The 22,796-nt window shown below is 67.8% G+C and carries 17 protein-coding genes; 6 read left to right on the forward strand and 11 right to left on the reverse strand.

Annotated features, from left to right (window positions below; all coding sequences use genetic code 11):
* Positions 1-3: 3 nt before the first annotated feature.
* The 7 genes from ACOJUJ_RS12835 to ACOJUJ_RS12865 form a co-directional block, all read right to left on the reverse strand.
* Positions 4-2,184 carry a hypothetical protein gene (locus ACOJUJ_RS12835; protein ID WP_420127278.1) on the reverse strand — a complete coding sequence of 727 codons (2,181 nt, stop codon included), beginning with the start codon at positions 2,182-2,184 and terminating at the stop codon, positions 4-6.
* The gene (locus ACOJUJ_RS12840) at positions 2,184-3,032 is read right to left on the reverse strand and encodes a TnsA endonuclease N-terminal domain-containing protein (RefSeq protein WP_420127279.1); all 849 of its coding nucleotides are present in this window, start codon (positions 3,030-3,032) and stop codon (positions 2,184-2,186) included. Before ACOJUJ_RS12840 ends, ACOJUJ_RS12835 begins: the two co-directional genes overlap by 1 nt.
* Before the next feature lie 40 nt (positions 3,033-3,072).
* Positions 3,073-4,992: a TnsD family Tn7-like transposition protein gene (locus ACOJUJ_RS12845; protein WP_420127280.1), complete on the reverse strand. Its 1,920-nt coding sequence runs from the start codon at positions 4,990-4,992 to the stop codon at positions 3,073-3,075.
* A gap of 190 nt (positions 4,993-5,182) precedes the next feature.
* Positions 5,183-7,036 (reverse strand): glutamine--fructose-6-phosphate transaminase (isomerizing), encoded by a 1,854-nt coding sequence (gene glmS / locus ACOJUJ_RS12850; RefSeq protein ID WP_420127281.1) that lies wholly within the window; start codon positions 7,034-7,036, stop codon positions 5,183-5,185.
* 328 nt (positions 7,037-7,364) lie between these two features.
* Complete coding sequence (glmM, locus tag ACOJUJ_RS12855; RefSeq protein ID WP_420127282.1) at positions 7,365-8,735, reverse strand: phosphoglucosamine mutase; 1,371 nt, start codon at positions 8,733-8,735, stop codon at positions 7,365-7,367.
* Positions 8,736-8,816: 81 nt separating this feature from the next.
* Positions 8,817-9,806, reverse strand: a complete 990-nt coding sequence (gene yedA, locus ACOJUJ_RS12860; RefSeq protein ID WP_420127283.1) for a drug/metabolite exporter YedA — start codon at positions 9,804-9,806, stop codon at positions 8,817-8,819.
* Entirely contained in the window at positions 9,799-10,272 is a 474-nt protein-coding gene (locus ACOJUJ_RS12865; RefSeq protein ID WP_420127284.1) for an Lrp/AsnC family transcriptional regulator, read from the reverse strand. The genes yedA and ACOJUJ_RS12865 overlap by 8 nt, the downstream gene beginning before the upstream one ends.
* 405 nt (positions 10,273-10,677) lie before the next feature.
* Between ACOJUJ_RS12865 and ACOJUJ_RS12870 the strand changes: the two genes are divergently transcribed.
* Complete coding sequence (locus ACOJUJ_RS12870; protein WP_420127285.1) at positions 10,678-11,844, forward strand: cystathionine gamma-synthase; 1,167 nt, start codon at positions 10,678-10,680, stop codon at positions 11,842-11,844.
* A 338-nt stretch (positions 11,845-12,182) separates the two neighbouring features.
* On the opposite strand, the gene ACOJUJ_RS12875 is transcribed toward ACOJUJ_RS12870, so the two are convergent.
* Both ACOJUJ_RS12875 and ACOJUJ_RS12880 read right to left on the reverse strand, forming a co-directional pair.
* Positions 12,183-13,265: a hypothetical protein gene (locus ACOJUJ_RS12875; RefSeq protein WP_420127286.1), complete on the reverse strand. Its 1,083-nt coding sequence runs from the start codon at positions 13,263-13,265 to the stop codon at positions 12,183-12,185.
* Positions 13,252-14,199: a hypothetical protein gene (locus ACOJUJ_RS12880; protein WP_420127287.1), complete on the reverse strand. Its 948-nt coding sequence runs from the start codon at positions 14,197-14,199 to the stop codon at positions 13,252-13,254. Before ACOJUJ_RS12880 ends, ACOJUJ_RS12875 begins: the two co-directional genes overlap by 14 nt.
* A 280-nt stretch (positions 14,200-14,479) precedes the next feature.
* Here ACOJUJ_RS12880 and purD point away from each other — a divergent pair, with 280 nt between their 5' ends.
* The 3 genes from purD (at position 14,480) to ACOJUJ_RS12895 (ending at position 18,018) form a co-directional block, all read left to right on the forward strand.
* Positions 14,480-15,772 carry a phosphoribosylamine--glycine ligase gene (gene purD, locus ACOJUJ_RS12885; RefSeq protein ID WP_420127288.1) on the forward strand — a complete coding sequence of 431 codons (1,293 nt, stop codon included), beginning with the start codon at positions 14,480-14,482 and terminating at the stop codon, positions 15,770-15,772.
* Entirely contained in the window at positions 15,765-16,580 is an 816-nt protein-coding gene (mutM, locus tag ACOJUJ_RS12890) for a bifunctional DNA-formamidopyrimidine glycosylase/DNA-(apurinic or apyrimidinic site) lyase (RefSeq protein ID WP_420127289.1), read from the forward strand. The genes purD and mutM overlap by 8 nt, the downstream gene beginning before the upstream one ends.
* A gap of 145 nt (positions 16,581-16,725) precedes the next feature.
* Positions 16,726-18,018, forward strand: a complete 1,293-nt coding sequence (locus ACOJUJ_RS12895; RefSeq protein WP_420127290.1) for a tetratricopeptide repeat protein — start codon at positions 16,726-16,728, stop codon at positions 18,016-18,018.
* 71 nt (positions 18,019-18,089) lie between these two features.
* Here the strand turns inward: ACOJUJ_RS12895 and ACOJUJ_RS12900 are convergent, their stop codons facing one another.
* Positions 18,090-18,320 carry a hypothetical protein gene (locus ACOJUJ_RS12900; RefSeq protein ID WP_420127291.1) on the reverse strand — a complete coding sequence of 77 codons (231 nt, stop codon included), beginning with the start codon at positions 18,318-18,320 and terminating at the stop codon, positions 18,090-18,092.
* A 361-nt stretch (positions 18,321-18,681) separates the two neighbouring features.
* Between ACOJUJ_RS12900 and ACOJUJ_RS12905 the strand changes: the two genes are divergently transcribed.
* Both ACOJUJ_RS12905 and ACOJUJ_RS12910 read left to right on the forward strand, forming a co-directional pair.
* Positions 18,682-19,761, forward strand: coding sequence for a GIY-YIG nuclease family protein (locus ACOJUJ_RS12905; RefSeq protein WP_420127292.1), 1,080 nt, complete (start codon positions 18,682-18,684; stop codon positions 19,759-19,761).
* An 80-nt stretch (positions 19,762-19,841) separates the two neighbouring features.
* On the forward strand, positions 19,842-20,897 hold the full coding sequence (locus ACOJUJ_RS12910; protein ID WP_420127293.1) for a metallophosphoesterase: 1,056 nt from the start codon (positions 19,842-19,844) through the stop codon (positions 20,895-20,897).
* A 187-nt stretch (positions 20,898-21,084) separates the two neighbouring features.
* Here the strand turns inward: ACOJUJ_RS12910 and ACOJUJ_RS12915 are convergent, their stop codons facing one another.
* Positions 21,085-22,659 carry a M20/M25/M40 family metallo-hydrolase gene (locus ACOJUJ_RS12915; RefSeq protein WP_420127294.1) on the reverse strand — a complete coding sequence of 525 codons (1,575 nt, stop codon included), beginning with the start codon at positions 22,657-22,659 and terminating at the stop codon, positions 21,085-21,087.
* Positions 22,660-22,796 lie beyond the last annotated feature (137 nt).

Below are 22,796 nucleotides of genomic sequence, written 5' to 3' on the forward strand. Positions count from 1 at the left end.
GGTTCAGACGCGTGGAATGGGGATGTAATCGTCGTCATCGTCGACGGCCGGCGGGGGGACCGGCGCGGGAGGCGTGGCGGTTACCGCTTCCTCGGCTGCCGTCGCGCGCTTCTGGGCAGCGCGCGCCTCATTGATGTCGATCACCTTCACGCGCTCGCCCGGCCCAATGTCCTCCGCCAGTTGGGCGCGGGCGCGACGTCCGTGTTCCTCCATGCGGGACATGATCTCGACCCGGCTTTGTGCCCGTGTGCCCCGCGACTTCTGCCTCCGGATCTCCTTGACGCTCAGATAATCCCGAACCTCCTCCAGAGTCATGTCCGCATACCGCTGGTTCGCCGCCGTGAGGACCAGCTCGGAGAGTGTGCGGCCCCCGTCCAGCCGGAGGAAACAGCGGCCGATCGCCCGCCTGTCGAACGACACCTCCAGGTTTGGGCGGTGCTTCTCGTCAGTGTTACGGATGAACCAGCCCTGGATGCGTGGGTCGTCCGAGCGGTAGTGGAGCCGTACGTCGTGCACGTAGATGCCGTGATCGGTCACACTGGCCTTGCTGCGCGGAAGGAGGTCGACCCGGATGCGATCGGAGAGTACCTGCCGCATCAGGGTCGCGCGGTGCTCCATGCCCCATTCCCAGAGATCGAGCGGCGTCGGATCGCCCGCCTCGGCGAGGGGCACACCCTCCGGAATCCAGCCCTTGATCGGTCGACACAGGTTATTCCAGAGGATCAGGTCGATCATCAGCCGGGTGAACTGCGGCAGCGTGAGCGCTGCTTCCAGCCGGTAGTCCGGATCTCCTCTGTCGCGCTCCTGGTAGACCGCGCCGGGCTGCCAGTGGATTCCATACTCGTTGTTCACACGGAACTGCGACTCTACGAAGGACTTGAAGTCGGGCCGATACGGCGGGACACTTTCGAGGTCGATCTGGAAAGTCGTGACCAGCTGATCTGACGGCTTGCCCAGGTACTCGCGGCCGCGGTCGAACATCATCCGCAACGGCATTCCCTGGCACGGCCATTCGGCGGAGGTGATCTCCCGTCCGTACCTCGCGCAGAATGCCGTCTTCTCGGAAAAGGTGTTGTGCAGCGCCATCTGCGCGCCGACCCAGCTCGGCCCCTCGAGACCCACGTAGAAGCCCACGATCATCCGGCTGAAGTGATCGATCACGAGGTAGATCACCGGGCGCCCGATGAGCCGGCCGGGGACGAGCGAGCTCACCAGGTGGATGTCGCCTACGGTGGCGTCGATGATGTACAGTTCGCCGGGTGCCTGCGAGAGGTGCTCGCTGGTGCCCAGCACGGGACGATGCTTGAGGTTCCAGCGCCGCTCGCCAGCCCTCGCTTGCGTCTCCGCCGCGAGATTCCGCGCGACGCGCGTCCAGTAGACGAACTGCCGGATGGTCGGCTGGTCGTTCTGCTCCGGGAGGATCGGGATCGCCACTCCGTCACGAACCTCGACACCCACCTTGAAGAGCGTGGCCAGCGTGCGATGGTAGGCCGCGGTCAGGCTGAGCCCCATCTTCACGTAAAAGCGCATCCCTCCGGTAGCGAGTCGTTGCCGTACGTCATCCGAGACATTGATTCCGGCGAAACGCGCGTCGTGTTGCGCGAGCAGCGACGGACGGCCCAGCTTCTTCGCGCCCTTCTTCCGCGGCTTTCCCCTCGCCCCGCAACGGTGATGGCTCGAAAGCAGGGCATTGCGGACCTGCCCTCGTTGACAGTAGATCCGCAGCCAGTCGTAAACTTTGTCGGCCGCGCAACCGGTGCGGTCGCGCACCTGCTGCACGAGTTCCCACCGAAGGGCGGGATCCAGGAACGCCGGGACACTGGCGGGATCGAGCACCGACACGATCGGTTCGACGGCACGCCACCGGCGCTCGCACGAGTTGCGGCTGAACTCAGACAGCTCATGCTCTGGCCGCATGTCGGCGTAGAACGGGTCCTCGTCGCATGCCACGAGGTCATCCGTCTCCAGGGCCGCCACGAGTTCCTCCATCGGTACCCACACGGGCATCGCACGCCGGGCGAGCGGAGTGTCGTGTGGATCCCTGCCCGCGGGCACTATCGCGACGGTGATCACTGCGACGCGGTCGCACACCGCGGGGATGAAGAGGACGCGCCGGAACAGCCGGTCCCCGTCCGCGCTTACACTCCTCAGCAACGTGTCGCGGAAAAGTTGGACAGCACCCATCAGGCCACCTCCTGGCGCTTCGTGGCCGACGCGCGGCGGCCCAGTTGGAGGCCGACGAGCGGGCGATCCGGATTCAACTCCTTCGAGAGATCGACCGACCAGGCGCGAGTCGCGATTGCGTGCCACACGAGCGTGAGGCTGGCTCCACGCGTGAAGCCGTGTCTCTTATCGAACTCACGGCACACTGCGGCGGTTGGGGCTTCACTACGCGTCAATTCACCGAACAGTTCACCCAGGTGCGTGAGAATGTCGCGCGGCTCAAGCGGAAAATGTTCGATGGAGCGGTATTTCAGGATCAGCCGAAGATTGTCCGTCACGACGACTGGCAACTCAGCCTCGGTCACCAGGAACCAAGGGATTCCAAGCCGCTCGGCGTAGGTACGCTCGATCTCGAGTTTCTCCAGCACGCGATCATCCGCCAACGCGCTGGTCGGCTTCACGGCCAGCATGACCTCGCGCGCCCCGAGCCCTGGCGCAAGGCGCACGCGAAAGTCGGTGGTCATCACGATGTCGTGATAGTGGAAGCTCCCGCGCGTCTTTCTCCGCTCTCCCGGATGTTTGTAGCCGAGTGCCGCCGCAATCTCGCGCGTTTCGTCGATTGAATGGAGGGGAAACTGCTCCCGGATGTCGACGACATCGGTGTCCCACTCCAGAAGCAGCAGACAGCGAAGTTCTAGCAAGCTGAGAAGGTGATGAATCCGGCCTGTGAGCCCGCCGAGGTGGCGCGTGATCACGCCGCGTGAACCGGAGCGCGAGGCCGTAATCCATGGCTTGTAACTCTGGCCTTCGCCTTCCCCGTACCCCTGTTTTCGCATGCGTTCGATCGCGATGTAATCAGGTGTGCTCATTGGGTGCTCCGGTGCAGAAAGTGAACACAGCAGGCTTGGTTCAGCACGCCCATTCCGGCGGCAACGGTTCTCCGTCCTCGACAAAAGCTTCCAGGATCCGAACGGCGGTATGCACCTCGTGCCGTAGTTGCGGCAGGCGCAAGAGGCCCGCGCGCCTCCTTAGATTGGTCGGGAACGGAACCGTGCCCTCTTCCGCGTATTGTTGAACTGCCCAGCGCAATCGGCGGCGAGCGGCTGCAACCCGCGACTCGACGGCACCTTCGACGAACTGGCGCGTCCTCGGCATCTGCGCCATGCGCATCGCCAGCATTCGGCCGCTTGTTCCGAGCACTGATGCAATTCCGTGAAGCGTGATTCTAGGCGGACGCGCTGGGCCACCGACTAACCCTGCCACGGCATTACGAGCCGCCCGCAGGACCTCGTCATCTCGTGATGCCCAGCCGACCCGATGCCTACCCGTGGAGCGACGGTCTGGCGGCGCGTTTTCAGCCAGCCATTCGCGATCGTATTTACGAAGAAACTCCGTTGCACTCGGGTTGAGGAGAGCGAGTTGCGACTTGGTGGCGCTGGGGTAGTCACGGCGAAGCACGAGGAACCGGCTCCTGAAATCGTCACGCAGCTTCTGGCGCTTGGCGGCATAGCCCGCGCTCCGCCCGAACCTCTCGCGGCCCAGCCAATCGCTACGCCATAAACCGAGCTTCTTCGCAATGCCTTTGACAGTGTTCGGGGTCGTTCCCAGCTCTTCCGCAATTTTGCGGAGCGAGTTTGCGGAGTCGGTCACGAGAGCACGCAATCGCGACTCAAACAGAGGTCCGGGACTGAGGATTTGGCGAACGAGTGGGTCCAGCGCGCGATGGCCGTAGACGAACCCGCACGCCGGGCATTCAACGCGTACCCGGATTGCACTCCCCACCTTACTGCTTGGAAGCGTTCGCGGGACCGGGGGATCAAATCGGTTACAGAGTGGATTTCCGCAGGGGCCCCTGAGTACGACCCGCCTCGTCATCGGCGGCTGCGGTACCAGCCTGCCCGTGAAGAAATCCGAAATCGAAAACCCGAAGAACTGTAGCAGGATGAGATAGTGCAACGGTGGTGGATTCCCACCCCCCTGTCGGAATGCAAGCCAGACCCAGTCTTTACCATCCCCCCTCGGCATCAACGGGGCCCCGAGTGCCGCGAGGGTTTCCTCTCCGACGCGCTCCACGAGTGCGGCCGCAATAGCGTCTCTCCGCGCCCGCGGCTGCGCGGTGCATTGCGCCCATCCCGCGGCCGCGCCAAAGCCGTGAAGCCGATTCACCAGGACTCTCCGCCTGCGTGAGTTGAGCTTATGGTTGAGCAACCACTCCGAGTCCGCAGCGATTGCATGCACGAGTTCGGCGCAATTCCCGGGATGTTCCACCGGCACCCCACCACGAATCAAAGCTTCGGGAAGCGGGACAAGTTCCATCAGGAGTGAACTACTCCACTGCGGGGTCGAGCCGGCTGTGAGGTTGCAACGGTGCATTGGGCATACAAGGACCCCCGGTAGCTGGTGGACCCGGTGCCAGTAGGGTAATCCGTATGCCGCCTGGTCTGAGATTACGCACTCACCACACCACCGAAGAGTCCCGGGGTGTCTCAGCCGAGTGTTCTTCGTCCCAGTAGCGAGTGCTCCAGGGCTTCGACCGCCATAGCGCATAAGGCGCATGACCTTCTGCACCCGCTCGGATGGAAGGAACGGCCGGTGGTACGGGAACGAGGTATGCTCCTCGACCAAGCCTCGAAAGGTGAACGGGTGCCCGGGTGGGAGGCGGCCGAGGAATGGTTTGAGAGCGGTCGGTAGTGAGGTAACGCGGTATTCGCTGTGCCCGAAGAGATCGAGCCGTACACGTCCGCCCGATAGGCCACTCATCGTGGCGTAGCGCGCCACAATGCTGTAGAACAGCTCGTCGGGGAGCGGCTCTGGAAAGAACGCTGGCACCGGTACACTGGATGCTGAAAGTGGAACGGCTCCGCGCTTCGGAAGCGCGGAGCCATTCTACTAGCTAACTTTGTTTCCTCCTAGCCGGCTTTATTCATCACTAGCGAGCTTTATTTCCCACTAGCCAACTTTATTCGTCACTAGCCAACACTATTTGTTCACCACAGCGAGAAGCGCCCCGGGCCCCGTCCTACTCCACCGTAACGCTCTTCGCCAGGTTGCGCGGCTGGTCCACGTTGGCGCCGCGAAGCACGGCGATGTGGTAGGCCAGCAGCTGCAGCGGCACGCTGGCCAGGATCGGTGTCAGCGCGTCGTGCGTGCGGGGGATGCGGATCACGTGGTCCACCACCTTCTCCAGCTCGTCGTCGTCCTGGCTTACGACGGCGATGATGCAGCCGCCGCGCGCTTTTACCTCGTCGATGTTGCTGCGCACCTTGTCGTACACCGCGTCCTTGGGCGCGATCACCACCACCGGCATGTTCTCGTCGATCAGCGCGATGGGGCCGTGCTTCATCTCGGCCGCGGGGTAGCCCTCGGCGTGGATGTAGCTGATCTCCTTGAGCTTGAGCGCACCTTCCAGCGCCGCCGGAAAGTTGTAGCCGCGGCCCAGGTACAGGAAGTTCTTGCTGTCCTTGTACTGCTCCGCCAGCTTCTTGATCTCGTCGTCCATCTTCAGGATCTCGGCCACCTGCTCCGGCAGCTGCTTGAGCGCGCGCACAATCTCGCGGCCGCGCGACTGCGTAAGCGTGCCCCGCAGCCGGCCCAGGTGCACCGTGATCATCGCCAGCACCACCACCTGGCTGGTGAACGCCTTGGTGCTCGCCACGCCGATCTCCGGCCCCGCGTGCAGGTACACACCGGCGTCCGTCTCGCGCGGAATCGTCGATCCCACCGCGTTCACAATGCCCAGCGTGGTCGCGCCCTGCTGCTTGGCCTCGCGCATGGCCCACAGCGTGTCGGCCGTCTCGCCCGACTGGCTGATGGGGATGGCGATGGTGCCTGGCTCCACTACCGCGCGCCGGTAGCGGAACTCCGACGCGTACTCCACCTCGCAGGGAATGCGGGCCAGGTCCTCCAGCAGGTACTCGCCGATCACGCCGCTGTGCCAGCTGGTGCCGCACCCCAGGATCACCACGCGCTGCGCCTGCCGCAGTTCCTCGTCCATCCCCTGCAGGCCGCCCAGCTTTACCCCGCCCTCTTCCTCCAGCAGACGGCCGCGCATGGTCTCGCGCAGCGTCTCCGGCTGCTCCATGATCTCCTTGAGCATGAAGTGGTCGTACCCGCCGCGCTCCACCTCGCTCAGGTCCCAGTCCACCCGGTTGATCGGCCGGTCCACGGGCCCGTGCTTGGGCCGGTGCACCGTGTAGCCGCCCTTGGTGATGGTGGCCATGTCGCCGTCGTTCAGGTAGATCACGTCGCGGGTGTGGGCGATCACCGCCGCCGCGTCGCTGGCCACGAACGTCTCGCCGTTTTCGCCCACGCCGATCAGCAGCGGGCTTCCCAGCCGCGCCACCACGATCTTGCCCGGGTCGCGCGTGCTGACCACCGCGATGCCGTAGGTCCCCTCAATCTGCGTAAGCGCCGTCTCAACCGCGCGCTCCAGCGACTCCGTGGCGCGTCCCTCGCCGGTGGTGTACACCTCTTCGATCAGGTGCACCAGCACCTCGGTGTCGGTGTCGCTGGTAAAGACGTGTCCGCGCTCCTGCAGCAGCTTGCGCAGCGTGCCGGCGTTTTCGATGATGCCGTTGTGCACCACCGCAAAGTCACCCTTTTCCGACAGGTGCGGGTGGGCGTTGCGCGTGTTGGGCGGGCCGTGCGTGGCCCAGCGCGTGTGGCCGATGCCGTACCAGCCCTCCACCGGCTCCGCCTGGATCAGCTTCTCCAGCTCCGCGATCTTCCCCGCCTCCTTGCGCACCTCCAGGTGCCCGTTTTTGGAGACGACGATCCCCGCCGAGTCGTAGCCGCGGTACTCCAGCCGCTTCAGCCCTTGGATCAGGAGCGGGGCGACCTGCTGCTCACCGATGTATCCAACGATTCCGCACATGGCTCATGGTCCTGCGTGGAGTGTGACTCTCTTGATGCAACCGATGGTGGAACAGGGCAAGTTCCGGGCGTGTCCCTGCGGCGCAGGGTCGAAGCGCTTCGAACAGCTCCGAACTGCGCCCGCCGGTGCGCCCCTCCCCCGGCCCCTCCCCGCTCGTTCCTCGCGGAGAGGGGAGAATTCAATCCCGCTTCGACCAGGTGCGTCGCACCTCCCGCCCCCACGCAGTTTGTGGGGGCGGGCCGGGGAGGGGGGCGCCCACCATCTCGCTCCGATCTCTCCTAGCCGCAGCCTCACCCGTTGCCCGCTATTCCCTATTCCCTGCCGTCCCCTACTCCGGCAGCGCCGCCCGCAGCGTTTCCACCAGCCCCGCCGCCTCGGCGCGCGTCTGCGCCTCGCAGATCACGCGGACGATCGGCTCCGTCCCGGACGGCCGCAGGTGCGCCCACTTCTTTTCCGCGCGCCAGTCCAGCCGCAGCCCGTCCTGCCGGTCCGCGTCCGCCTCGGGAAAGCGCGCCGCCAGCGCGTCGTACACCGCGTCCAGCGGCTGCGACGGGCGCGCCACCTTCTCCTTTACGATCTCGTACCGGCCAATTCCGTCCGCCAGCGCCTGCAGCGGCTGGCCCGTCTCCGCCAGCAGCTGCAGCACCAGCGCCGCCGCCACCGGCGCGTCGCGCGTAAGGTGCACGTCCGGCAGGATCACCCCGCCGTTCCCTTCTCCGCCGATGGTGGCGCCCTCCGCTTGCATCCGCCGCGCCACGTTGATCTCGCCCACCGCCGCGCGCACCAGCTTGGCCCCTGCCTGCTCCGCCACGTCGTCCAGCAGACGGCTGGTGGACAGGTTGGTCACCACCGCGCCCGGCCGGTGCCGAAGGACGAGCGACGACGCCAGCGCCAGCGTGTAGTCCTCGCCGATCGCCCGCCCCTCGCCGCTGACAAGGGAGAGCCGGTCCACGTCCGGGTCCGTCGCCAGGCCGATCACCGCGCCGGTGCGGCGGACCAGTTCCTCCAGCTCCTTCAGGTTCTCCGCCACCGGCTCCGGCTCGCGCGGAAAGCGCCCGTCCGTCTCCATGTTGATGGCGTCGACCGTGCAGCCCAGCGCCTCCAGCAGTTGCGGAAAGATGTTCCCGCCCGCGCCGCGCACGCAGTCCAGCGCCACGTGAAATCGCTTCGCCCGGATCGCCTCCACGTCCAGAAAGGGGATGGCCAGAATGCGCTTCAGGTGGCGCTCCACCGCGCCGCCGTCCTCGCTCCATCCGCCCAGCCCGTCCCAGGTGGCGCGGGGGATCTCGCCGTCCAGGAACGCCCGCATCTCCGCCCCCTCGGCCCCGTCCAGGAACATCCCGCTGGGGCCGATGAACTTGAGCGCGTTCCACTCGATCGGGTTGTGGCTGGCCGTCACCGCCAGCCCGCCGGCCGCGTGCAGGTCCTCCACCGCCAGCTGCACCGTCGGCGTGGGGACGATGCCCACGTCCACCACGTTGCAGCCCACGGACTGCAGCGCCGCCGTCGCCGCGCGGGCAAACATGGCCCCCGACACGCGCGAGTCGCGGCCCAGGACAACCGTGTTGCCCGGCCCGCGACTCCGCGCGTAGGCGCCAAACGCCGCCGCGAAGGTGGCGATCACCTCCGGCGTAAGCCCGTCGCCCACCCGTCCCCGCACCCCGGAGACGCTCACCATCAATTTCGACGTATCGATCACGGCAATCCGCTGCTTGAAAACGGCTTTGTCACGCCGGCGCATCCGGCCGGGGCGGCAATGTCTCTTCCGTGCGGGGGCGCGTCAAGCCGCGCTGCGCCGCCCCTCCGCACCCCGTCCGTCCACGCCTCCCTCATCCTCCACTACCGCCTCCGCCGCCGGCTGCGGACGCTTTCCGAACGTGATCACCGCCACCGCCACCACGATGATCGCCGCCGCCGCCAGCACGCGCCCGCTCAGCGGCTCGTTCAGCAGCGCCCACCCCAACAGAACGGCGACGATCGGGTTGACGTAGGCGTAGGTGCTCACCAGCGCCGGCGTGCTCACCCCCAGCAGCCAGATGTACGCGCTGAAGCCCACCAGCGAGCCGACGACCACCAGGTACAGGTACGCCAGCACCGACGCGGTGGTGAACGCCCCCGGATCCAGCGCGCCCAGCTCGCCGCGCAGCGTTCCCGCCAGCAGCAGCCATACGCCGCCCCACAGCATCTCCATCCCCGTCGCCACCAGCGCGTTCTTCGGCAGCGCCGCGCTTCGCGACCAGATGCTGCCGAACGCCCACGCCAGCGCCCCCACCGTCACGATCCCCGCGCCCAGGGGATCCACCCGCTCCCCGCCCGCCAGGCTCCCCGGCCCCACCAGAAGGACGATGCCGCCAAAGCCGATCACCAGCCCCAGGAGGGTTCGCCCCGTGGGCCGGGTGCCGCCGGGGCGCAGCCACTCCAGCAGCACCATCCACATGGGCACCATCGCCACCAGCAGCGCCACGATCGCGCTGGGCACCGTGCGCTCCGCCATGGTCACGCCGCCGTTGCCCAGCATCAGCAGCAGCAGGCCGATGAGCGCCGTGTTCTTCCAGTGCCGGCGCTCCGGCGCGGGCTCGCCGCGCAAACGCATGACTGCGTACAGCAGCGTGCCCGCAAGCAGGAATCGCGCCCCCGCCATCAGGAGCGGCGGCATGGTGTCGATGGCGATGCGGATGGCCGCGTAGGTGCTTCCCCACGCCAGGTACACCGCCGCGAACGCGGCCAGCAGCAGCGCCTTCGAGGGGTGCGCCGTCTTCGTCTCAGTCATCCTCGTCTCCTCGGGCCGGCCGCGGCAGCACCGCGCTCTCCTTTACCGTGTCCAGCACGATCGTCGACCGCGTGGAGCGGATGGTCTCGATCGCGCCGAACTTCTTCTGCAGCAGCTCGCCCAGTGCCCGGGGGCTCTTCACCCGCACCTTGGCGAGAAAGCAGTCCTCGCCGGCCACGTGGTGCACCTCCTGCACTTCGGGGATTTCCGCCATGCGGTCCGCCGTGGTGGGTGCCCCCGCGCGCTCGTCCGCGCGGACGAAGACGTACGCCGTAAGCCCCACGCCGTACGCTTCGGGGTTGATGCGCGCCGCGTATCCCTGAATCACCCCGCGCTCCTCCAGCTTGCGGATGCGCTCCAGGATCGCCGACGGCGCCATCCCCACCTGCCGCGCGATCTCCGCGTTGGGCGTGCGGGCGTTCTGCTGAAGGATCTCCACGATCCTGATATCCATCTCGTCGATCATTCTTGCTTTCTCCTCCCGCACCGACGATAATTCGTCAGTGAGATCATGTCAACGCCCTTCGTTCGGCCAATCGCCAGATGCGGTGAACATCCGCCGCAAGCTGCAACGCCGAGCCGAAGCAGCGTCGCCCATCGTCGTAATCCGCCGAACCGCACCCGCGGTTCTCCCCTCTCCGTGAGGAACGAACGGGAAGGGGCCGGGGGAGGGGCATCTTGCCGACGCGGCTGGATGCATGGATGCGGGATCGAAGTTCTCCCCTCTCCGTGAGGAACGAACGGGGAGGGGCCGGGGGAGGGGCACCGCCGTTGCTCCGCCGTCCGACCGGGAAGTATCTTGCCCCCCTTCAGCCGCGGGACCGCCGCGGCCCGGGCCGGAAAGCGCACACCATCACACGCGTACGGACTGATGAAAGACGGAAACAACACGGCCGGCCTGGGGATCGGGACCATCGCCATCCACGCCGGCCAGCATCCGGACCCCACCACCGGCGCCATCATGACGCCGGTGTACCAGACGTCCACCTACGTGCAGCCGGAGCTGGGGCGGCACCTGGGATACGAGTACGCCCGCACCCACAACCCCACCCGCGAGGCGTACGAGCGCAACGTGGCCGCGCTGGAAAACGGCGCGCACGCCATCGCCTTTGCCTCGGGGCTGGCGGCCACCGACACCATGATCAAGCTGCTGAGCGCGGGCGACCACGTGGTCTGCGGCGAGGGCGTGTACGGCGGCACTTATCGCCTGTTCAAGCAGGTGATCGAGCGAATGGGCATCGAGTTCAGCTTTGTCGACAGCAGCAGCCTGGACGCCATCCGCGCGGCGGTGAAGCCCAATACGAAGCTGGTCCACGTGGAAACGCCCACGAACCCCATGATGCAGCTGACCGACATCCCCGCCGCCGCCGAGATCGCGCACGCGGCCGGGGCGTGGCTCAGCGTCGACAACACCTTCTCGTCGCCGTACAACCAGCGGCCGCTGGAGCTGGGCGCCGACATCGTGCTGCACTCCGTGACCAAGTACGTCAACGGCCACAGCGACATGGTGGGCGGCATCATCGTCGTCCGCGACGACGAGCTGCACGAGCGGCTGCGCTTTCTGCAGAACGCCGCCGGCGGCGTGCCGGGGCCGTGGGACTGCTGGCTGGCCATGCGCGGCACCAAGACGCTGCACCTGCGGATGAAGGCCCACAACGCCAACGGCCAGCAGATCGCCGAGTGGCTGGACGCGCACCCCAAAGTGCAGGCCGTCTATTACCCCGGCCTGCCCTCGCACCCGCAGCACGAGCTGGCGAAGAAGCAGATGCGCGGCTTTACGGGGATGATCAGCATCGAGATGGGCTCCCTCGAAAAGGCCGCCGCGTTCGTGAACCAGGTGCGCATCTTTGCCCTGGCCGAGTCGCTGGGCGGCGTGGAGAGCCTGATCGGCCACCCGGCCATGATGACGCACGCCTCCATCCCGCGCGAGCGCCGCTACGCCATGGGCCTTACCGACGGGTTGGTGCGCCTTTCCTGCGGCGTTGAGGACGTGGAGGACCTGATCGCCGACCTGGACCAGGCGCTGTCGCACGTCTGATACCAGATCCGACAAAAGTGTCATTCTGAGGGAGGCGCCGCGCAACGCTCTCCGTTCGCGCAGGAGAGTGGCGCCGACCGAAGAATCTCCATGCTGAAACGCGCGGTTCTTTCCGTCACGATGGGGTTCCCGGGCGTTGCCCGGAAAGGGGTTCCGCGCGAGGGGAAGGAGATTCTTCGGTCGCGCCACAGGCTTCGTGGCGTTCCCGAGAGCCCGACGGGGGCGCTCGCTCAGAATGACAGGTGTTTTCCCGGATTCCGTATGACAAGGATCGAGAGGTAGATGTGAAAGCCGCTCCGGAGCCCGTGCTCCGGAGCGGCTCGCTTTCCCCGCTGCGTTCAGTACGCCGGACAGGTTGCGCAGTCCCGTTGCGCTACCCGCACGAACTTCTCGTTGGACGCGGTTTTCCCGGTTGCGTCCCGCACCAGTGCGCGAAGCGTGAAATCCACCCGTTCGTCGATGTGCTCGGTGTGCGATGCGCCGTTCGCACCCGTCGGGTAGCCGTCGCGGTACCACTGGTACGTAAACGGCGGCGTCCCACCCTGCACCGCCGCGGTCCAGGTGGCGCTGCTCATCCCCGGGTTGTTGGTGTAGAGGTACGCCATGCCGGGGCCGTCGATGTGCGTCAGCGCGCCTCCCACGTCCACCGGCATCACCGCCACCCGTTCCGTCATCGTCTGGTCCACCACCGCGGCCCGCAGCCCAAAGTTCTCCGTGCCGGTGTTTCCCGTGTAGAACTCCGACGTGCCTACCAGCGTCCCATCGCGGTACCAGTAGTAGTTGTACGGCGGCGCACCGCCCGTGACCGACGCACGCCACGTGGCGGTGGAGTTGCGCGGCGGGATGGAGGTGCCGTCGATCACGTTGGCGATCGCGGAACGGGTGTAGGTGATCTTGATTTCCCCGTGCGGACCACTCCCCGTGCGGCTAAGATCGTTTGTCGCTTCGAAATAGCCGTAGTCATACGCATTGTCGAGATTCACCGAACCCGCGGTCGCCGCACGGTAGGTGGTCGTCGGTTCCGCCTCGGCCCCGTCATCTCCGCCGTCAATCAACCTGAACAGGTCGAAGTCAAAGCCTACGTTCTGCCCAGCGGAGTTCGTGACGATCGCGACCGCGTACACGAACTCGTCCTTGCCGCGGTCACGAACGTACGCTCCGGCGCGCTTGATTTCACCGGGTGTGCCGATCGGAACCGGGCAGTTGGACGGAATCAGGAGCTCGTATTCCAGTTCGTATACATCCGACCCACCCTTCCCGATGAGAGGACAGTTCCGGGTGTTGGGGGCGTCGCACGCGCCAGCCAGCATGGCGGCCTGAACGAGGATGAACATCGCGGCCCGGCGCCGGACGACCCAGATACGAACTTCGCGTGCATCGCGGGCGGCATGAGCGCCGACAGCCGCCTCAGCTCGACTCAACGGTCACCTCCTCAAACCGGGTCGCTCGACCGGGGGCCACCGGGATGCGCGCCTGCATGGTGCGCGCTCCGCGGCCCCAGGGAGGACCGATCACAAGGTCCCTCACTTCCGCATCCGGCTGCTCGGCACTCGGCACGAAGGAGCGGCCGCCGCCGTCGATGTACAGTGCGTCCGCCATGGCCGGGGCGGATGTTCTGCGCACGCGCACCCGCACCACGCGGTCGAGTGGAATCTTCCACAACGCGGCGGCGGGATGCCAGCGCGGCCGCTGCAGGAGTTCGGGCGGGCCGTTCGCCCGCGCGCCGGTCATCAAGGCAACCCGCTCGACCGCTTGCTCGGCGCCTGGCATGCGGTACCCTTTCGGATCACGAGGAATCGCGGTGCTCACGAACTCGTTCCCGCCGAGTGGCGTTTCGTGCACCTGCCCCCGCTCGTCCAGCCCCACGTCGGTGTTGAAAGCCGAAACGGCGACCAGCAGCACCGGTGCGTTCCCATCCGTCAGCGTAACCAGATAGTACGGTCCGAACTCACGCCGAAACGCCGGGTGATAGGGCCCTTCCGGAAAGGCGCCATAGGGCGATTCCGCGTAATGCACGCGCGGTGAGGCTTGCAGGACCTTGAGATTGATCGGGGCGCCGCGCCGCTCCTCCCAGGATGGCTCAAGGAATTGCCCGTAGCTGTTCACATAGCCCAGCGCGAGTGCTTTGGCCCGCGCGCGAGAGATCATGGGCCGTTCGCGGGGCGCGGGCTCCGCGTCCGGGAACAGGCCGTCAGCCCCGAGTGCCGCCGCCGCAGCACCGGTGACGTACCGTTCGATGTCAGGGGGAGGAGAAAGCGCGTGGGTGGGCGCGGGCGAGTCAGTGGCGCACGCCCCTGCCGCGGCCACGCTGACCGCGAGCATGACAAACGGCCATCGAACGCTCGGTTTCGTCATCGAGAACTCCCGGAAAGGGGTCGATGAGGCATAACGAACCTGCCGGTGGGAGCAATATGACCGGCACCGGCCGTCCAGCATTTTTTCGGCCAATCCGCACGGCCTGAAGTCTGACCCGTACATTGTTGATACGATCGCCCACCTTCGCGGCGAACGGGCATAATGCGACTCCGCGGATGCGCGGCTCCTTTCCCGACCGGCAGGACGCCCGTTGATTGGAGTTCGCTCGCACCGTAGAATCCCCTTTCATCCAAACATACCTGTCGAGACGGGGCGATCTTTGAAGATCCTGGTGGTGGGCAACGGAGGGCGCGAGCACGCGCTGCTGTGGAAGCTGCGGCGCGACGCGCCGGAGGCGGAGTTGTTCGTCACCCACGCCAACGGCGGGATGCACGGGCTGGCCACCTCCGTCCCGCTGGCCTCCGGTGAGATCCAGGCGATCGCCGGCTGGGCGGAGCAGAACGCCATCGACCTCACGATCGTCGGGCCCGAGGCGCCGCTGGCCGAGGGGATCGTGGACCACTTCTCCACCCACGGACTTCCCGTGTTCGGGCCCACGAAAGCGGCCGCGCAGATTGAGGCGTCCAAGGCGTTCGCCAAGACGCTGATGCAGCGGCACGGCATCCCCACCGCCGCCTTCCAGGTGTTCGACGACCGCGCCGCCGCCAAGGCCTACGTGCGCGAGATGGGTGGCCCGCTCGTCGTCAAGGCGTCGGGGCTGGCCGCCGGCAAGGGCGTGATGGTGTGCGACGACACCGCGCAGGCGCTCGCGGCCGTGGCGGAGATCATGGAGCACGCCGCGTTCGGCGTCGCGGGGGCGCAGGTGGTGATCGAGGAGCGGATGACCGGCGAGGAGCTGTCCGTCTTTGCCCTCACCGACGGCGAGAACGTCCTCCCCATGCTTCCGGCGCAGGACCACAAGCGGGTGGGCGAGGGCGAGACGGGGCCCAACACCGGCGGGATGGGCGCGTACGCACCCGTCGCACTGGCCACGCCGGAGCTGATGGCGCGCGTGGAAGCCGAGATCCTGCGCCCCACCATCGCCGCCATGGCCGCCGAGGGGCACACCTTCCGCGGCCTTCTCTACGCCGGCCTCATGCTCACCCCGGACGGGCCGAAAGTGGTGGAGTTCAACGCCCGCTTCGGCGACCCGGAGACGCAGGTGGTGCTTCCGCTCCTCCGCTCCTCGCTGCTGGTCCCCATGCTGGCCATCGCCCGCGGCGAGTCCATCGCCGGCACCACGCTGGAGTGGGCCCCCGGCGCGGCCGCCACCACCGTGCTGGCCTCCGGAGGCTACCCGGGCGACTATTCCACCGGCGTCGCCATCGACCTTCCCGCCGAGGTGGAGCGGATGGAGGACGTCGTGATCTTCCACGCCGGCACCCAGCGGGCGGAAGATGGCGCGCTGGCGACCTCCGGCGGCCGCGTGCTCGCCGTCACCGCGCTGGCGCCGACGGTCGCCCAGGCGGCGGAGCGCAGCCGCGCGGCGGCGGAGCGCATCACGTACGAGGGCCGGCACTTTCGCCGCGACATCGGATGGCGCGAGATCGCGCGGGCAGGCAACCATGCCTGAGCTTCCGGAAGTCGAAACCATCGTCCGCGACCTGGCGCGCCTCCTTCCCGGCTCCACCATCAAAAAGGTCGAGGTGGTGCGCCCCGACCTGATCGAGGACGACACGCCCGAGGGTTTCGCGAAGAAGATCAAGGGAAAGAAGATCCGCGGCGTCACCCGCCGGGCCAAGAACATCGTCATGGACCTGGGCGGCGACCGGCTGCTGGTGAACCTGGGGATGACGGGCCGGCTGCTCGTCGCCCGCGCGGGGGAGGAGGAGCCCACGCACCTGGGTGTGCGGCTTACGCTGGACAAGGGGCGCGAGCTGCGCTACCACGACGTGCGCCGCTTCGGCCGGCTGTGGACCCTGGCCGACGACGCGTGGCGGACGTTCGATGGCGAGCTGGGCGTGGAGCCGCTCTCCGACAACTTTACCGCCGAGTGGCTTCAGCAGGCCGCGCCCCGCTCGCGCGTGGCGGTCAAGACCTGGCTGATGGACCAGGCCCGCGTGGTGGGGGTGGGAAACATCTACGCCAGTGAGGCGCTGTTCCGCGCGAAGGTGGATCCGCGGCGCCCGGCCAACTCGCTCGCGCCGGACGAGCTGGCGCGCATCCGCGACGGCGTGCGGCAGGTGCTGGCCGAGGCTATCGAGTTCCGGGGCACCACCTTTCTGGACTACCGCGACGCCAGCGGCCAGGAGGGCGCGTTTGCGGCACGGCTTAAGGTGTACGACCGCGAGGGACAGACGTGTGGCGTGTGCGGCGGAACGGTCGAGCGGATCGTGCAGGGAGGCCGCTCCACCTTCTTTTGTCCGGCGTGCCAGCACTAGGGGAGCGCCCTAGAGGAGCGGTGCAGCCCAGTTTTGCGCCACCGCGCGCATGAAATGCTTTGTTTTCTTCGCCTGGTGCATTATTATTCTCCCATCCTGCTCCATTCATCCAACCCGCCCTGCGCTCCTCCGAACTTCCCATACCATGCAAGCACGTAAATTCCGCGTCCCCCAGCGCAAGACCCAGCGCCGCTGGCGCGTTCCGCCCGCGCTCAAGCGCGGCGACGAGATCTTCGAGGGCCTTGGCGTGCTGGACGAGTTGTCCGGTGAACGAGGGCTCGTGCTGTGGCAGTCCCTTCGCGACGCGCTTCTGTGGGCGGACGCGCAGGACGACGAGCGCGCCGCGCTCTTCTCGTCCGACGCCGAGCGCACGCGCATGGCCATGATCCTGGCCGCGCAGCCCGCCGCCGAAGTGGAAGAGCCGATGTCGGTGCTGGCGCGGATGCTGGGCGAGCCCACCCGCATTTCGGAAGAGATGGTGGCGCTGGCGTGCCGGCGCATCTCGCAGTGGTCGGATGACGAGGGACTGCTGGCCACGGCGCTGGCATTCGCGCAGGCGGCCGCCACCGTGACCCCGGGTGACCCCACCGCCGCGTTCGCCGTCGGCAAGCTGGCCCGCCGCCGCGCCGAGCACGCGCGCGCCGAAACCTGGTTCCGCCGCACCATCGCGCTGGCCCGGCAGGTCGGCGACTGGGCCACCTACGCGCAGGCCTTCAACGGCCTGGGCAACCTGTACAGGCAGCGCGGCAATTTCGCCGCGGCCCGCCGGTTCCTTGCCCGGGCCGTCCGCGCGGCCCAGCGCAACAGCCTGCATTCCATCGAAGGCTCGGCGCTTCACGACTGGTTCGTGGTGGCCAACCAGGGCGACCGGCCCGAAGAGGCACAGCGCCTGGCCCGCGCCGCGTTCGAGGCGTACGGTCCCCACCACCCGCGCATCCCGGCGCTGGCGCAGGACGTGGGGTACTGGTGGACGCAGCAGGGCTACTACGCCCGTGCGCTCCCGGTGCTGCGCTCCTCGCTCGCGCACTTCACGCAGGCGGATGACCGCTTGAGCGCGTGGAGCAGCATTGCACGGGCGGCGGGGGGACTGGGCGACCGCGCCGCCTTCCGCGAGGCGTGGGACGCATGCTACGACGAGATGCAGAGCACCGCGGCCGACGAGCGTGCGGCCGAGGCGCTGCTGGACATGTCGCTCGGCGCCGCCAACCTGGGGATGTGGGACAAGGCCGAGCAGGCCGCGCGCGAGGCGCTGGAAACCGGGTCGCGCCGCAGCGAGGGGCGCATCCGCCTTGCCGCGGAAGCGGCGCTCGATTCGGTCCGGCACCATCGGGCCGTGGAAACGCACCGGGCCACCGCGCGGCCCGAGGTGGTCGAGGCGGAGGACAGCCTGGCCGCGGAGTTCATCCGGTCGCTGCAGTCCGGACTGGCAACCGTGTAAGCTTCCCGTCCGCTGGACAACGTGAAGGGCGTGGCGTCACCATCGGCGCCGCGCCCTTTCTCGTCTCCAGCTTACCGGCCCATGCAGCAGCCGGATCCCGTCGAACCGGTATCGCCGGGGTCCGGCTCCGGGGGCACGGTCGTCGTCGTCGCCGAACCATTCGTAGTTGCCGGTTCCTGCGGCGTCGTGCCGGACTGGTGCGCAGGGACACGGGCAGATGAGTCGGGACCGGCAACGTCGCCTGAACAGGCAGCGGCGGCAAAGGTAATGGCCACCGCAAGCAGACTACGCTTGATCTTCATGGGAAAATTCTCCATCGGGGGGCGAAATGGGCAGGGAACCACTACCAAGATAATGCGTCACGATCCATTTGACCACGCCTTGGTAGCCTGTTAACGCTCCCTTAGCGACTTCGCACCCTTAACCATTTCCGCCACCGTGCCTACTTTATCTCATCCTTCCCGTGTGTACAATCTTTGTGAAGGATAGATCGATGAACATTTCACGCCTTACAAAGCAATGTTGCCAGAGTTTCGCCCTCCAGAGCGCGGGCTTCCGCCTGTCCACTCCGTGAATCGAAACCGCTTCCCTTTCGCTTGCGGTCACCGCGCAGTACCTTGGGCATTGCTTCGGCTTTTGTTCACCGCCGCGCCTGCTGCCCTTTTGAAGTCCACCATCGCGCATCCGCTTCGCGCGCTCGTCAGAGAAGCCCGCAACATTCCCGGCGTGTACCGCATGCTGGGGCCGGACGGCGAAGTGCTGTACGTGGGCAAGTCCAAGAGCCTGCGCACGCGCCTGCTGTCGTACCTGCGCGCGCGCAAGGGCGACAAGCAGCACCGCATCATCAACGAGTGCCACACGCTCACCTGGGACTACGAGCCCAGCGAGTTCAGCGCGCTGCTGCGTGAGCTGCAGATGATCAAGCGGTTCCGGCCGCGGATGAACGTGCAGCACAAGCGCGACGGCCGGTACTCGTTCCTCAAGCTGGCGCCCGGCAAGGCGCCGCGGCTGTTCGTGGTGGCCGCCGTGTCCGACGACGCGGCGGCGTACTACGGCCCCTTTCGCGGGGGCAGGCGCATCCAGGAAGCGGTGCGCGAGCTGAACGACCTGCTGGGGCTGCGCGACTGCCCCCAGGCCACCCCCATCCGTTTCGCCGACCAGCCGGACCTGTTCTCGTTCGAGCACGTCCCGCGCTGCCACCGCGCGGAGCTGCGCCTGTGCCTGGGGCCCTGCGCCGCGCGGTGCAGCGAGGGCGAGTACAATGCGCGGGTGGAGCTGGCCAAGGCGTTTTTGAACGGACACGCCGACGAGCCCACCCGTTGGCTGGAGCAGCGGATGAACGCCGCGGCCGACCGGTGGGAGTTCGAGTACGCCGGCCTGCTGCGCGACCGCCTGCACCGGCTGGAGCACCTGCGCGACGAGTTTGCCCGGCTGCGCGAGGCGCTGGACAGCCTGACCTTTGCCTACCGCGTCCCCGGCGTGGACGGCGACGACCGCATCTACCTGGTCCGCCGCGGCACGGTGCGCGCGACCATCTCCGTCCCGCGGACGGCGGCGGAAAAGCGGCGCCTGGCGCGGCTGTGCGAGGAGCACTTTGGCCGGCCGGAGCAGGAGGCGGCGCTGGTGCAGCGGCACCAGGTGGACGAGATCCTGCTGCTGGCGCGCTGGTTTCGCGCCCGCCCGCAGGAGATGGAAAACACCACGCCGCCGGCCCGCGTGGAGGCGCTGCCGCTGAGCGCCTGACCCCACGGCACAGCCGTTGCGCCCGGCCAGCGCATCCGGGGCATTCTCCCCCACGCCGCTGACCCACGACGGAGCCGTTGATGCGGACCGCCTTCCGCTTTCTTGTTCTGATCCCGCTCATCGCCGCCTCCCTCGCCGCCTGCGAGCGGGGGCCGGGCGGCGGCCGCGCGAAAGCCGACGAAGCCCAGCGGGTCGACAGCCTGCGCATCATCTACGGCGCAACCGGCGCCGACAACGTGCGGCTGGTGCCGGTGGAGATCGAGGTCGTCGGCCTTCCCGCCGGGTGGGAGGGGATGAAGATCGCCGCCCTTTCCGACTTTCACCTGGGGATGTGGTCGGGCAACGCGGCCACGGCGCGCGCCGCGGTGGAGCGCGCGGCCGCGGAGCAGCCGGACATCTTTGTGCTGCTGGGCGACTACGTGTCGCGGGGAAGCGACTTTGCCGCGCTGGAGCAGGTGCTGGCGCCGCTGCGCGGAAAGCCGGTGTTCGCCGTCCTGGGCGACCGCGACATGCTGGAGCGCTCCGACGACGGCCCTGACAGCACCGCCATACGCACCCGCCAGGCGCTGAGCCGCGCGGGGGTGCAGCTGCTGGAGAACCGCCGCGCCCCCTTCATCCGGCGCAGCGACACCGCGTACATCGCGGGGATCGATCCGTACACGGCGCGGCGGCCGGACTGGCGCCGTGCGGAGATCTTCGGCGGCATCCCCGGCGGCGGAAAAACGCCGATCGTCCTGGCGCACATGCCCGTCGCCGCCGTCACGCTGCCCACGGACAAGTACCCGGCGGTGCTTTCCGGCCACACCTTCTGCGGCCAGGTGGAGGTGCCGGGAACGCCGCGCCTTACCTGGCTGAACACCGAGGTCCTGCCCGGCACGCCCAATCCCGCCTCCACCCGCATCTACCGGGTGCGCGGCAGCACGCTCTTCGTCACCTGTGGACTGGGATTTGGATACGTGCCCGTGCGCTTTGGCGCCGCGCCCGAGGTGGCGATGATCACCCTGCGCGGCGTGGGCGGCGAGGAAGAAGCCGATTCCGTCCAGGCCCCCGCCGGCGTGAACGTGGACTCGCTCATCCAGACGTTCACCCCCGACACCACCGGCCGCGCCGAGCCCGACTCCGCCCCCGAAGGCTGAGTCGATTGGCGGCGAGCAGAAAGCGGGCGGGGATCATCGCGATCCCCGCCCGCTCTCGTTCGTCCTCAGCCCTCCCCAAAGATGTGCCTCATGCAGAGTTACCAGAGTTAGCAGAGTTTGCTCGTGCCGTTATCCTTCAACTCTGGTAACTCTGCTGACTCTGCGTGAGACAATTCTTTTCCTTCTTTCAGCGCGTGCTCTGCGCGGCGCTGCGGAACGGAGCCTGGCACGCGGGCCACGATCCGGGCTGCCCCGTCTGCTGGTTCACGGGGAACTCCGTCCGCCGGTCCCGCGGCATCAGCTCCGGCTCCTGGTCCGCCAGGTAGACGAGCATCGCCACCATCAGCGCGTTCCGCCGCACGTCATCGAACGAGATCTTGTCGTACGTGTCGCGGTTGGTGTGCCAGGTGTAGGTGCCGTAATCCCACGACAGCGACCCCAGCCCGAACGCCGGCGCGCCGTGGCAGACGAACGACGCGTTGTCCGATCCGCCGCCGCTGGGCATGCCCGGATCGTCGATGTTCACGCTGTCCGTCACCATCGGAGGCATGGCGGCCAGCCAGCGGCGGAAGATGGGCGCCGCGCCGGTAAAGCCCTGCATGCTGATGTTGCGGATGCGTCCGGTGCCGTTGTCCTGGTTGAACAGCGCGTGCAGCCCGCGCACGATCTCCGGGTGGTCCTCCGCGAACGCGCGCGAACCCACCAGCCCCTGCTCCTCGCCGCTCCAGTGCCCCACGACGATGGTGCGGTTGGGGCGCGGATACACCTCGCGGAGGATGCGCATCGCCTCCATCATCACGATGGTCCCCGTGGCGTTGTCCGTGGCGCCCGACGAGCCGTCCCACGAGTCAAAGTGGGCGCTGAGCATGATGTACTCGTTCGGCTTCCGCGCCCCCCGCACTTCGGCGATGGTGTTGCTGACGGGCGTCTCCTCGCCCGTGAACTCCGCGCGCGCGTCGATGCGCAGCGTGGGGTTGTCGCCGTTGGTGGCCAGGCGGTAGACCAGGCCGTAGTCCTCGCAGCTCAGGTCGATGGTGGGGACGATGCGCGTGCGGGCGTTGAAGATCTTTTCCACACCCCATCCGGCCGACCACAGGTTGCTCAGGACGCCGGCGGCGCCCGCCTGCTCCAGCGCCACGGGAAGGTCGCGCGCGGCCAGACCCGTGCGCGCCAGGCGCTGCGTCCACGCCTGCGCCGCCTCCGTGCGCGCCTGCCGAAAGCGCTCCCAGTCCGACGCCACCGCCCAGCGCTGCCAGTTCTCGTCCGGCCGGCAGGTGGGCGGGGGAAAGCTGATCATCACGAACTTGCCGCGCACGCTGGGCAGCCACGCGCGGAACGCGGCCGAGTCCGCCACGTCGGGAAGGACGACCACGCCGGCCTCCACGGGCGCGGTGGTGCCCGGGCTCCACGCCAGCGACATCGCCTCCAGCGTGCGGACGCGGGGCGTGAGCAGGTCCACGTGCGTGTAGCCGCGGTTCCACCCGCGCCAGGTGCCGTAGCGCTCGTTGCGGGCCGTGATCCCCCACTGTCCGTAGGTGCGCACCACCCAGTCCTGCGCGGCGAACATCCCCGGCGACGCCGTGAGCCGCGGCCCCAGCGAGTCGATCAGCGCCTGCGCCAGCGGCTCCAGCCGGGAGCGCTGCGTCCCCTCTTCCCAGATCCCGCGCAGCACGGGATCGCTCGACGTCCACTCCGGCTGCGCCTGCAGCGGCGCGGCGGCCAGCGCGGCCGCGCCCATCACCCACAATGCGAGTTTCTTCATCCCAGTCTCCGGGGGTGTGAATGCCGGCCGTATCCGCCGGCGGGGGGGGTGGGTCCGCGCGTAATCTAGGGGTGGTCTCGCGGAAAATGCGAGTTTTTTAGCAGGCGACGATCGGCCGGCGCGCTCCGGCGGAGAGG

It is taken from the genome of Longimicrobium sp., assembly GCF_048594345.1.
GTDB lineage: Bacteria > Gemmatimonadota > Gemmatimonadetes > Longimicrobiales > Longimicrobiaceae > Longimicrobium.

Coding starts and splice junctions, on each gene's coding strand:
- ACOJUJ_RS12835 (WP_420127278.1), bottom strand. CDS start 2,184: ATGGGTGCTGTCCAACTTTTCCGCGACACGTTGCTGAGGAGTGTAAGC.
- ACOJUJ_RS12840 (WP_420127279.1), bottom strand. CDS start 3,032: ATGAGCACACCTGATTACATCGCGATCGAACGCATGCGAAAACAGGGG.
- glmS (WP_420127281.1), bottom strand. CDS start 7,036: ATGTGCGGAATCGTTGGATACATCGGTGAGCAGCAGGTCGCCCCGCTC.
- yedA (WP_420127283.1), bottom strand. CDS start 9,806: ATGACTGAGACGAAGACGGCGCACCCCTCGAAGGCGCTGCTGCTGGCC.
- ACOJUJ_RS12865 (WP_420127284.1), bottom strand. CDS start 10,272: ATGATCGACGAGATGGATATCAGGATCGTGGAGATCCTTCAGCAGAAC.
- ACOJUJ_RS12870 (WP_420127285.1), top strand. CDS start 10,678: ATGAAAGACGGAAACAACACGGCCGGCCTGGGGATCGGGACCATCGCC.
- ACOJUJ_RS12880 (WP_420127287.1), bottom strand. CDS start 14,199: ATGACGAAACCGAGCGTTCGATGGCCGTTTGTCATGCTCGCGGTCAGC.
- mutM (WP_420127289.1), top strand. CDS start 15,765: ATGCCTGAGCTTCCGGAAGTCGAAACCATCGTCCGCGACCTGGCGCGC.
- ACOJUJ_RS12895 (WP_420127290.1), top strand. CDS start 16,726: ATGCAAGCACGTAAATTCCGCGTCCCCCAGCGCAAGACCCAGCGCCGC.
- ACOJUJ_RS12900 (WP_420127291.1), bottom strand. CDS start 18,320: ATGAAGATCAAGCGTAGTCTGCTTGCGGTGGCCATTACCTTTGCCGCC.
- ACOJUJ_RS12910 (WP_420127293.1), top strand. CDS start 19,842: ATGCGGACCGCCTTCCGCTTTCTTGTTCTGATCCCGCTCATCGCCGCC.
- ACOJUJ_RS12915 (WP_420127294.1), bottom strand. CDS start 22,659: ATGAAGAAACTCGCATTGTGGGTGATGGGCGCGGCCGCGCTGGCCGCC.